Source organism: Winogradskyella sp., from assembly GCF_965656915.1.
In the GTDB taxonomy this organism is placed as follows: domain Bacteria; phylum Bacteroidota; class Bacteroidia; order Flavobacteriales; family Flavobacteriaceae; genus Winogradskyella.
Map to the genome: position 1 here is coordinate 1 of NZ_CBFHMI010000072.1, position 11515 is coordinate 11515.

The 11515-nt window shown below is 31.9% G+C and carries 12 protein-coding genes; 3 read left to right on the forward strand and 9 right to left on the reverse strand.

Annotated elements, in window-relative coordinates; all coding sequences use genetic code 11:
- The first annotated feature begins 378 nt into the window (after positions 1-378).
- Positions 379-1479: an OmpA family protein gene (locus tag ACTG3Y_RS12350; protein WP_439153231.1), complete on the forward strand. Its 1101-nt coding sequence runs from the start codon at positions 379-381 to the stop codon at positions 1477-1479.
- 43 nt (positions 1480-1522) lie between these two features.
- Here ACTG3Y_RS12350 and ACTG3Y_RS12355 read toward each other — a convergent pair whose 3' ends face one another.
- Positions 1523-2653 carry a TlpA family protein disulfide reductase gene (locus tag ACTG3Y_RS12355; protein WP_439153232.1) on the reverse strand — a complete coding sequence of 377 codons (1131 nt, stop codon included), beginning with the start codon at positions 2651-2653 and terminating at the stop codon, positions 1523-1525.
- An 84-nt stretch (positions 2654-2737) separates the two neighbouring features.
- On the reverse strand, positions 2738-3712 hold the full coding sequence (locus ACTG3Y_RS12360) for an MBL fold metallo-hydrolase (protein ID WP_439153233.1): 975 nt from the start codon (positions 3710-3712) through the stop codon (positions 2738-2740).
- A 41-nt stretch (positions 3713-3753) separates the two neighbouring features.
- Here ACTG3Y_RS12360 and ACTG3Y_RS12365 point away from each other — a divergent pair, with 41 nt between their 5' ends.
- Positions 3754-4461: a DUF4197 domain-containing protein gene (locus ACTG3Y_RS12365; protein WP_439153234.1), complete on the forward strand. Its 708-nt coding sequence runs from the start codon at positions 3754-3756 to the stop codon at positions 4459-4461.
- A 36-nt stretch (positions 4462-4497) separates the two neighbouring features.
- On the opposite strand, the gene ACTG3Y_RS12370 is transcribed toward ACTG3Y_RS12365, so the two are convergent.
- From ACTG3Y_RS12370 to prfA, 4 genes are all read right to left on the reverse strand, one after another.
- On the reverse strand, positions 4498-5004 hold the full coding sequence (locus tag ACTG3Y_RS12370; protein ID WP_439153235.1) for a hypothetical protein: 507 nt from the start codon (positions 5002-5004) through the stop codon (positions 4498-4500).
- A 174-nt stretch (positions 5005-5178) separates the two neighbouring features.
- Complete coding sequence (locus tag ACTG3Y_RS12375) at positions 5179-5961, reverse strand: ABC transporter substrate-binding protein (protein WP_439153236.1); 783 nt, start codon at positions 5959-5961, stop codon at positions 5179-5181.
- 2 nt (positions 5962-5963) lie between these two features.
- On the reverse strand, positions 5964-6788 hold the full coding sequence (pyrF, locus tag ACTG3Y_RS12380) for an orotidine-5'-phosphate decarboxylase (protein ID WP_439153237.1): 825 nt from the start codon (positions 6786-6788) through the stop codon (positions 5964-5966).
- A gap of 34 nt (positions 6789-6822) precedes the next feature.
- Positions 6823-7899, reverse strand: coding sequence for a peptide chain release factor 1 (prfA, locus tag ACTG3Y_RS12385; protein WP_439153238.1), 1077 nt, complete (start codon positions 7897-7899; stop codon positions 6823-6825).
- A gap of 720 nt (positions 7900-8619) precedes the next feature.
- Here prfA and ACTG3Y_RS12390 point away from each other — a divergent pair.
- Positions 8620-9282: an ATP-binding cassette domain-containing protein gene (locus tag ACTG3Y_RS12390; RefSeq protein ID WP_439153239.1), complete on the forward strand. Its 663-nt coding sequence runs from the start codon at positions 8620-8622 to the stop codon at positions 9280-9282.
- Here ACTG3Y_RS12390 and ACTG3Y_RS12395 read toward each other — a convergent pair.
- The 3 genes from ACTG3Y_RS12395 to ACTG3Y_RS12405 all read right to left on the reverse strand — a co-directional run bounded on the left by ACTG3Y_RS12395 (position 9279) and on the right by ACTG3Y_RS12405 (position 11483).
- Positions 9279-10457, reverse strand: coding sequence for an AIR synthase related protein (locus ACTG3Y_RS12395; protein ID WP_439153240.1), 1179 nt, complete (start codon positions 10455-10457; stop codon positions 9279-9281). The two genes, ACTG3Y_RS12390 and ACTG3Y_RS12395, sit on opposite strands and share 4 nt — an antisense overlap.
- A gap of 40 nt (positions 10458-10497) precedes the next feature.
- Positions 10498-11163 (reverse strand): Curli production assembly/transport component CsgG, encoded by a 666-nt coding sequence (locus ACTG3Y_RS12400; RefSeq protein WP_439153241.1) that lies wholly within the window; start codon positions 11161-11163, stop codon positions 10498-10500.
- A gap of 182 nt (positions 11164-11345) precedes the next feature.
- Positions 11346-11483: a hypothetical protein gene (locus ACTG3Y_RS12405; protein ID WP_439153242.1), complete on the reverse strand. Its 138-nt coding sequence runs from the start codon at positions 11481-11483 to the stop codon at positions 11346-11348.
- Positions 11484-11515: the final 32 nt, after the last annotated feature.

Here is an 11515-nt window from a genome sequence, read left to right on the forward strand (position 1 = left end):
GTTACAATTCTAACTTTATGTTTCGGCTTATATGGTGCAACTTGTTCCATTCGTAAAATTATAGCTTAAATGAGTCGCAAATTTACGGAATATTCAAAAAAATAATGTAATAATCATCAATTATATAATGCTAGAAGAAAGTTCACCGAGGAAAATATTTTAATCAATTTAGTCATTAATTGTAGTCATATTTTTAAATAAAGGATCCTGTACTCCTTTATTTTGAAGACTAATTAAATAAGGCTGAGATTTATTCATTGCTCCTGTACCTAACGTCATTTCAATATGTGACTTATTTAATTTGCTTGTGTCTAATGATATACATATGGTGTTTAACACCTACGAATTAATTAAACTATAACCATTAACTATTTTTTTATGAAACAAAAACTATTATTATTTGTTTGCTTTATTGCTGGGATAGGATTTTCTCAGGCACAAGGCTTACCAACAAATCCTGAACCAGGAAAATGCTATGTGAAGTGTATTACTAAAGATGAATTTAAAGAAGTGGAAGAAACGATACAAACATATCCTGCTTACACAACTTTACAAGTAGTACATGCAACTTACAAAACAGTTGAAGAGCGTGTTTTAGTAAAAGAAGCATCTAAGAAATTTGTATACGTACCTGCTACATATGAGACTGTGGAAGTACCTTACATTAAACAAGAAGGTCGTAATGATTTAAAAGTTGTACCTGCAACATTTGGTAACGATTCAAGGACTTTTGAGATTTACCCAAAAACATCTGGATGGGAGTATAAAGTTTTAGAAGATTGTCCTTCTGTAAATAAGGATGACTGTGTTGCTGCATGTTTTGTTGAGTATCCTGCTCAATTTAGAGATGTTACATTTACAACTTTAGCATCAGACGCAAGCACCAACTCTGTACCAGTACCAGAGCAAACAACGACTTATAAAAAGCGTGTTATAAAAACTCCAGCAAGAATGGATGAAATTGAAATTCCTGCTGAATATACCACAATTAAAAGAAGAGTAATTGAAACTCCTGCATCTACTACAACAAATACTATCCCTGCTCAATACCAAACGGTGACAAGAACTGTTTTAGACAAAAAAGGTGGTATTACAACTTGGGAAGAAGTTGATTGTGAGTTATTAGATCCTAATGTATTACCTGTATTTTATGAATTAGGTAGTGCTAGATTAACACCTGCTTCTAAGAAGACGATTGACGATACTTTATTACCAATCTTAAATGATTCTAATGTAAGTATTGAAATTATGTCTCATACTGACTCTAGAGGTAATGATGATTTTAATATGTCTTTATCTCAACAAAGAGCTAATTCTGTTGTAAACTATTTAGTATCTAAAGGAATCTCAAGAGGTAGATTAACTGCTAGAGGATTTGGAGAATCTAGATTGACAAACAGATGTTCTAATGGTGTAGAATGTTCTGAAGCACAACACCAAAGAAACAGACGTACTGAATTTAGAGTTTTAAGTAACTAAGAATTACGTACCACAATAAGTTTTAAAATGAAAAAAAGCTCCGTTAAGGAGCTTTTTTTTGTATATGATAAATAGGGTATGATACTTCCGTCTTCTCCGCTTTTATACCAAAGTTATCTTCTAAATCGGTTTGCATTAACTGAAAAAACTTATAATGAAAATCCCAATCGTGTGGTGTTAGGCTTATTTCACTATCATCAGGAATAATAACAGGCATATCTAGCACATAGGCTAATTGATACGCAATATCTTTAAGGGATACATTATCCGCTTTAAGCTGAGAGTCTCCTATCAAATACCTAGAGTTGTTCTTGCCCCAATCAATCTGACTAGTGTCCCAAAATTTAGGAGTATTAACAACAAAACTAATACCTTCTCCTTTACCATAGGTTCGCTCAACACCTAAGTTTAATTGCGTAATAAGCATATATGCTAAATTCTCGTTCTCATTTAAAGGCTTCTTAAAATATATCTCGTAATTAGTATTTAATAGATCATCAATTACAATTTGATTTTTATAAATGCGAGCTAAATATCCAATAATTGATTTTAAAGATCCGGTTAGCTTCAAATAGTTATCATTATCTATAATTGATAATTCATCAACTTCTGTAGCTATAGACTTAATTTCTAATAACTCAGTAGGTATATATTCAGTAGGCATCTCTTCCTTTAACGCAACCACATTAAAAAAAGCCTCTAATGAAGTTGTTGAGGACTGCTGCCTTAAAAACCGTGATACGATATCCGATTTTAAGTCTGGTGCACCTCCTTGCCATAAAACTTTTCCTTGTGCATTAAATAACACTCCTTCTGGTAAGACTTTTACATTATATTTATTAAAGGTTTCTTTATTATAGTCAATAGCAACAGCTAAATCATTTGGCCTTTTCTTTAAGAAGCGTTCAACCTTTAATGGATTCTCACTTGATAAGGAGACAATATATAAATCATTTGGAAACTGACGTTGTAAAACTTTAAGGTGTTCTTTAGCCGTTATACATGGCACACACCATGTTGCCCAAAAATCAACAAAATACAACTTGTTGTTATCTGGTGAAGCTATTTTAGACTTCTGAAGAAACTCAGATACCTTAATTTGACTATAAGAATAAGATGCTGTTAGGATGCAAATTATAACAAATAAAAAGCGTTTTTTAATAAAACCACTCATAATGAATTATATAATTTACTAATGGATAATCAAATACTGTGCTAAAAATAACAATTTCTAACCACTATTTTATTTTAACACCATTTAAAGCTCAAAATTATCTCCTTGCGTAGCAAAACGAAATCCAAGATTTGAAATACTATCTTTTAAATGATGTGATTGTTTTAATGCAGGATTTGTATGATTAAAATGAATGAAATGTATTTTATTTTTTGTCTCTATACTTTCATTTTCAAACAAGGTCGTAGTCTCTGTAATAAATGGATGAGGAATTTCAGTCATATCTCGTTCTAACTCACCGTTACTAAAAAAAGTAGCATCCAGAAAAGCATAGTCTACTTTTTTAACTTCTTCGATGATATCATGTTGCCACTTTTCCCACTTATCAATATCAGGAATAAATAGTGCCAATTTGTATTTACCTTCAATTTTATAACCCACTGTTTCTGAAAATTCATCGCGATGTGGAACCAAAAAAGGAGTCACTTTTATTGATGAATTCAATTTTAATACTGAATCATTTTTTAAGGATTGTAAAGTTATATTTTGCAATGAAACCAACTGGCTCCATGGTCCATTTGCTTTTAAGAATGCTTTCATTTTTGGCATTGCATAAACAGGTATTTTATTTGCTCCTAAGGCTTCTCTACCTAATTCCATTAAGCCCGTATAATGACCAATATGTGCGTGAGTTAAGAAAATACCATCTACAACGCTTTGATTATCTAAATGATTTTGCTTTAAAAATTGAATTTGATGCTTTATATCTGGTGTTGCATCAAATAGCCATTTTTGATTGTTTTCTCTATCTACTAAGCCAAGACAAGACACCAACTTGCTTTCTTGGATTCCTGCATAGTAATCATTACAACATTGCTTATCACAATTAATCTGAGGAAAACCAGCATCTTGCGCAACACCCAAAACAGTGATGTATCGTTTTGGCATTACTTTATTCTCTAAGGTAGAATTGAAAGCGTCTTCATCATTACTATTTGAGGTTATACAACTCGATAAGAGAATAACTAAGATTAGGTATAAAATTTGAAATGTTTTCAACTGTAAAAATTATCTTTGTTAAAGATAGAAAACCAGATATTATGTATAAAAGATTTATAGCTTTATTCCTTACTTTAAACGTATTTGCTTGTGCTGAGCTACAACAAGTTGTTGATTCTTTACCTCAATCTGGTGGTGGGCTCGGTAATGCTGACATTGCTTCAGGATTAAGACAAGCATTGGACTTAGGTATTGATAAACAAGTCGCTAAGCTGACACAAAAAGACGGATTTTACAAAAATGAGCTTGTAAAAATATTATTGCCCGAAGAATTAAAAAAAGTTGATAAGACATTGCGAAATATTGGATTGAGTAGTTTAGCTGATGATGGACTAAAATTACTGAACAGAGCTGCAGAAGATGCCGTAAAAGAAGCTACACCAATTTTTGTAAATGCGGTAAAGGGCATTACATTTAATGACGCCAAAAATATCCTGTTAGGAGATGATAATGCAGCAACAACTTACCTCACTTCTAAAACTCAGATAGAATTGTACAATAAGTTTAAACCGGTTATTAATAATTCATTTAGTAAAGTTGGTGCAGATCAGATCTGGAATACACTCATCACAAAATATAATGGATTGCCATTAACTACTGATGTTAATCCAGATCTTACAGACTATGTCACTAATGAGGCGCTTAAAGGTGTGTACACCATGATTGCAGTAGAGGAAAAAGAAATAAGAAACAAGGTGTCTTCTAGAACTACTGATTTACTTAAAAAGGTTTTTGCACTTCAAGATTAGTGAATTTATTTTTATAGATGCTCAATTACAAGCTAATTAGTCTTTTTTCCTATATAATCCGTCAAAAGCAATAGTAACACCTTCTCCCGTTGTTATGGTTTCCCAAAGTTGTCGTACAGTACCATCCTTATTGTCAGTCCATGTTACGCGATGCAAGAACTCTTGTCCTTCTGCATTGGTATCCTTATCAGTTTGTAATATCATCTGATTACCAACTTTATTTCCTTTTAGATGAAGTATTCCGCCAGAATTATCTATCCAAATTTGTTCCCACTGCTTTGTCTTAGAATTAAAGAAATTATTACTGGTGCCTGTATGGCCTGGAGTAGCACTAGTCCAATTTTCTATTAAAACACAGTTATTTTGTGCTTTTTGAATATTATTCTCACCAGCTTTTGTGCCATTAGGATTAGTTACTTCCCAACTTCCAACCCAAAAATCAAATTCCGTATGATTCTCAGTACAACATGCACAATTTGTAGATTGAGCGACCATTGTAATTGAAAATAACAACATTATAGCAATGGATAAGAAAGTTCTCATGATAGATAGTTTTAGATGTAAGTTATTAAACTACATTTAATTATATGCTAATATTAACATAACATTTAATCACAATCCTTTGCTGATATTTGTACTGCATAAGATAAGTTAGAAAAGCTTAGAGAATTAGCTTAGTTAGTTAGAAGTCGGTATTTTAGTTAGGTGCCGACTTTTTTATTGATATAGCTTTTCAAAATAACGGTAGGATTCTATTAGTCTACTGCCATACCAAGAAAATAACTCACCGTCTACAATTTCAATAGATGATTTTGGGAATTTTAGTTTTAATTCTTCTATAGATTCAGTCTTAAAGGGAAAAGGTTCACTAGACAAGAATATTCGATCTATTTCCTTAAACCTAGGATCATTCAATTCTACTTCCGGATAACGACGGTCAGATTTAAATCCATTTGTAAATCCAGCCTCTGTAATCATACTATTAATAAATGTATTTGATGCAGCGACCATCCAGGGATTTTTCCATATAAAATATGCTACTACAGGCTTTGCAAATCCTTTTATTTTATTTATAAATTGCTTTCTCTCTTGTTTTATTTTTAAAATGATCGAAGAGGCTTCAGATTCGACTTCAAATAGCTCCCCATACATTCGGATGAGTTTATAGCAATCTTCAACTGTATAAATATCACTAATATGAATGGGCGCAATTGGTTGTAAAATTTCAATAAGTTCTTTGGTATTTTCCTCTTTATTACAAAGAATAATATCTGGTTGAAGATTTTTTATTTTTTGAAACTTAATTTGTTTAGTACCACCAACAATTGTTTTCGTTTTTTTTAGATGTTTTGGATGAACACAAAATTTTGTAATACCAACTATTACGTCCTCCAAGCCCAAATCATACAACAATTCAGTTTGCGACGGCACTAATGAAACGATTCGTTTCGGTGTTTTATTTAGTTGAAGTTTTCTATTGAGTTGGTCTTTATAAGTCATTCTTACAAGGAACGTCGATTCAATTCTAAAACCATCTGTTCTTGTAACTCTTTAGCTTTTTGAGCAGCAGCTTTAGAAAAATCAATATCTTGGGACGCATAAATTATTCCTCTAGACGAATTTATCAATAAACCTATTGAGTCATTCATACCATATTTACAGACCTCTTGCAGATTACCTCCTTGGGCACCAACTCCGGGAACCAATAAAAAACTATCTGGGATAATTTTACGAATATCGCCTAGAAATTCCGCTTTGGTAGCACCAACTACGTACATCAGATTTTCGGAATTTTTCCAAGACTTAGAAGTCTTTAAAACTTGTTTATATAGTTCTAAACCATCTACGGTTTTAGTCTGAAAATCAAAAGCACCTTGATTAGAGGTCAACGCTAAAAGTATGGTGTGTTTGTCTTCAAAAGCTAGAAAAGGTTCTACAGAATCCTTACCCATGTAAGGTGCAACCGTAACACTGTCAAACCCTAAATCTTCAAAAAATGCCTTAGCATACATGGTACTTGTGTTACCAATATCTCCACGCTTAGCATCGGCTATGGTATAAATTTCAGGATGATTCTCATTGAGATAATTAATAGTTTTTTCTAAGGCTTGCCAGCCTTTGATTCCATAAGCTTCATAAAATGCTGTATTAGGTTTATAAGCTACACAGAGGTGATGTGTGGCGTCTATTATCGCTTTGTTGAACGAAAAGATTGGATCGTCTTCATTTGATAAATGTTTTGGGATTTTATTTAAATCTACATCTAATCCTATGCATAGAAAAGATTTCTTTTTATGGATTTGCTTTATGAGTTGAGTTGTTGTCATGAAATAAAAAAAGCCTCAAGAAGAGGCTTAAAATTTAAATTACATTGTCATTAGCTTTCAATAACTCAGTATTTTCAGCTAACATTAATTCGTCTATTATTTTTTGAATATCGCCATTGATGATATTAGATAAATCGTAAAGCGTTAATCCTATTCTATGATCTGTTACACGACCTTGAGGATAGTTATAAGTTCTAATTTTAGCACTGCGATCACCAGAACTCACCATACTTTTTCGTTTTTCAGAATCCGCAGCACGTTGTTTTTCTAATTCTAAATCGTACAGACGTGTACGTAATACTTTTAGTGCCTTTTCTAAGTTTTTGTGAGATGACTTCTGGTCTTGGCAACTCACAATCATACCAGTTGGTTCGTGATGCAGTTTAATTGCAGAATAGGTTGTATTGACAGATTGTCCTCCAGGTCCTGTAGATGTTGTACGCTCAATACGTACTTCTGTCATATCTAATTCAAAATCTATATCCTCAGCCTCTGGCAATACCATCACTGTGGCAGCACTTGTATGCACTCGTCCTTGAGTCTCGGTTTGTGGTACACGTTGTACACGATGTACACCTGCTTCAAATTTTAATGTTCCATAGACATCTTCACCAGAAACTTCAAAAATAATCTCTTTAAAACCACCAGATGTACCATCGCTTTGACTAACTACATCTATTTTCCAACCTTTGTCACTGCAATATTTAGAATACATTCTAAACAAATCACCGGCAAAAATACTTGCTTCATCACCACCAGTACCTGCTCTTACCTCAACAACAACATTTTTAGCATCATCAGGATCTTTGGGTATTAACATAAACCTAATATCATCTTCAATTTTTGGCAGCTCCTCTTTAGCTTCATCGAGTTGCATTTTTGCCATTTCAACCATTTCTTCATCAGATCCATCCGCAATAATTTCCTCTGCTTCAGAAATATTATCTAAAAGTTCTTTGTAGACTTCGCCTTTTTCAACAATTTGTTTTAGGTCTTTATATTCTTTATTGAGTCGTATATAACGCTTTTGATCTGATATAATATCTGGTTGAATAATAAGGTCATTGACCTCATCAAAACGCTGCTTTACAATCTGTATTTTCTCTAACATCTCTCTTCAAAAAATTGAATATCAAAAGTACAATTTTTTATGGATTTTATCGGATTGTAGTAGAGATAACAACTTTGAAAAATATTTTTTTATGTTTTTACGTTATAGATAATATGCTAAGGCAATTTGCATCTATACTAAACTACTACAAACCGCTCGCTTTATGGTCATTTTTGGTGACACTAGCGATTACTGTGATACAACCTGAGTTAATTTTGGCTTTATGTACTAAATTATTCTTAGCATTCTTATTATGGATAATGTTAAATGACAGAGCCTTAAGAAGACGATTAAAGTATTACAGACTACGAGGTGTAAGCAATTTAAAATTTCTATCAATTATTTTTATTTTAGACAGCATTATTACCAGTGTATTTTTATCACTTATAAAAGGATTTATTTAAAAATTGTACTTTTCTAAAATGAAGCTACTTTATGTTCTATTTAATTTTTATAAATTATTTTTTGTATGGTCGCTCATAATTACCATCATTATTGGTGCTATTAACCCAGACTATGCTGCAGCTATATTAACTAAACTTTTTCTTACTGGGTTTGCCTGGTATTATATATCAGAAACCTCTAACAAACAAAAGCTCACATTTTACAAGAATCTAGGCATTTCACCATTGGTGTTATTCTCTTTTGTTTTTGCTATCGATTGTATATTTACTGTCTTCGTTATTTTTTTAATTAAACAATTCAACTAAACTGAAAAAATTGATATTTGAACTCGATAATGTAGAACTCTACTTTAAAGCCAAACGTATATTAAACGGTATTTATCTTAAGGCAGAAACCGGAAAAGTCACTGCTGTTTTAGGAAGAAATGGTTGCGGAAAAAGTAGTTTACTTAATATTGCTTTTGGAAACTTAAAACCTAAGTACAAATTGGTACGATTAAATCATAAGCCAATTTTAAAACCACTCTACAAAACAAAACGTGTAAAATATCTACCACAATATAATTTCATTCCAGATGGAATGAAAATAACTTATGTATTTCATCTCTATAAATTAAAATGGCCAGAATTTGAAGAAAAATTCGAAGCGTTCTCAAAATACAAAAGCTCAAAATTTAAAGACTTATCTGGTGGCGAAAGACGGTTAGTAGAGACCTACATTATATTGAAAGCTAAAAGTGAAATGGTTTTTTTAGATGAACCTTTTTCGTATTTATCACCCGTATTGATTGAGCTTGTAAAAAAAATAATTGCTGAAGAAAAACATTATAAAATCATTATCATTTCAGACCATATGTATAGACATATCATTGAAAGTTCTGATACCATTTATTTATTACAAAATGGTGCTACTAAAAAAATGGAAGAACTCAAAGAGCTTGAAGACTATAAATATTTAAGCCAAGGTAGCTTAGACTAATACTCAAAAGTACCAAACTCACTTTTTATAGTGAGCTGCTTTTTATCTGACGATTCTACTCTACCAATAATTTGAGCCTTTACATTAAAAGATTCTGAAATGGCAATGATATCTTCGGCTATTTCTGGCTTAACGTATAACTCCATTCTATGTCCACAATTAAATACCTGATACATTTCTTTCCAATCTGTTTTAGATTGTTCTTGTATTAATTTAAATAATGGTGGAATTGCAAACATATTATCCTTAATAATATGTAATTCTTCTATAAAATGAAGGATTTTGGTTTGTGCTCCACCACTACAATGTACCATGCCATGAATAGTGTCTTGATTATATTTATTGAGTATTGCTTTTATTATTGGAGCATAAGTTCGTGTTGGAGATAACACCAATTTACCTGCATCTATTGGTGAATTTTCAACAACATCAGTAAGCTTAGTTTGCCCAGAATATACTAAATCTTCTGGCACGGCAGCATCAAAACTTTCAGGATATTTTTTGGCTAAATCCTTTGAAAACACATCGTGTCTTGCAGAAGTCAATCCATTACTACCCATTCCTCCATTATATTCTGTTTCATAAGACGCCTGACCAAATGATTCTAAGCCTACAATAACATCACCTTCAGTAATATTAGCATTATCAATTACATCACTTCGTTTCATTCTGGCTGTTACTGTAGAATCTACAATAATAGTTCTTACCAAGTCTCCTACATCTGCTGTTTCTCCTCCTGTTGAGTGTATCGTAACACCAAACTTTTTTAAATCTTCTATGAGTTCTTCGGTGCCGTTAATGATTGCAGAAATTACGTCTCCGGGTATTAAATTTTTATTTCGTCCTATAGTTGAAGATAACATAATATTGTCGGTTGCTCCGACACACAATAAATCGTCTATATTCATTATAAGAGCATCCTGAGCTATACCTTTCCAAACTGATACATCGCCAGTTTCTTTCCAATACATGTAAGCTAGAGATGACTTTGTACCTGCACCATCGGCATGCATTATAAGACAATATTCAGGGTCATTTGTTAAATAATCAGGAACTATTTTACAAAAAGCTTTTGGAAACAAGCCTTTGTCAATGTTTTTAATGGCATTGTGCACATCTTCTTTAGAAGCTGAAACACCACGTTGCGCATATCTTTTACTTACTGAATTGCTCATTGAAGGATTTTAGTATTACAAAAGTAAGCATTGAATTTAATTATTTAATCAAATTAGAATTAATTACTGTTTTGACATTGCTCAATAGCTTCTGTCTTTTCTTATTTCCGCCAAAATAGAAATTTACACCAAGACCCATTCTAAAAAAGGTATCATTACTTTCTCCCTTTATTAAACCATCTAATTCGTCATCAAAATTGTAATTATACTCTGCAAATAGTTTTATACCTAAACCATCATAAACCATATATTCCAGACCAAGTGCACCTTGCGCTTTTGTTGATGTAGATTCAAAATAATTCGCTGCATTATAGCCAGCTCCTGCATAAATAAAAGGAGAAAAACGCTTATAAGGATTAAAAAGGTATTCAATATTTAAATCAAAAGACATGAAACCTTCATTAGGTAGTCCTTTAAAACCCAGGTTGTATTTATTATAAGAAAAATTAATATTTACGTGTTCATTAATAAATCGTTTGTACCCAATTCTAAAATATATCTCGAATTGAGGATCTTCAAAGTCCCCATTAATAACTGAACTACCAAAGGCTGCATCTACTGCATTGGTCCCTCTAAAATCATAAAATGATAGTTTTTTAAAGTACCTTTTCTCTTTATTAATATCTCTGTCTTGGGCTATAAGTATTCCTATGCTGCTAAAAAGAAGTATTGCAGATAATATAAATCGTTTTGTTGTGAAATACATAATCTATTTTTCTATTCTAAGTTTATTGTATAAAGATTATGAGGCAGCGCAATATAGAAAAATATTGAAGAATCTATGAATTGTTAACTTCAATTAACACAATAAAAAAAGATGGAACTGTATTCACAATTTCATCTTTCTTTAAATAGGGAAAATTAGCCTTATGTTTTTTCTAACTAATTTTAAGATTCGGCTTGTAGCTTAGTCTGAATAGTTACAACATCTTCCTTAGCTGCATTTTTCACCTCATCTGAAGTATCTATGGAAAGAATTAATGTTGCACCAACAAGTATAGCTACACTAAGTAGTAACTTTTTCATTTTTACAAATATTGATTAATAGCACTACAAAT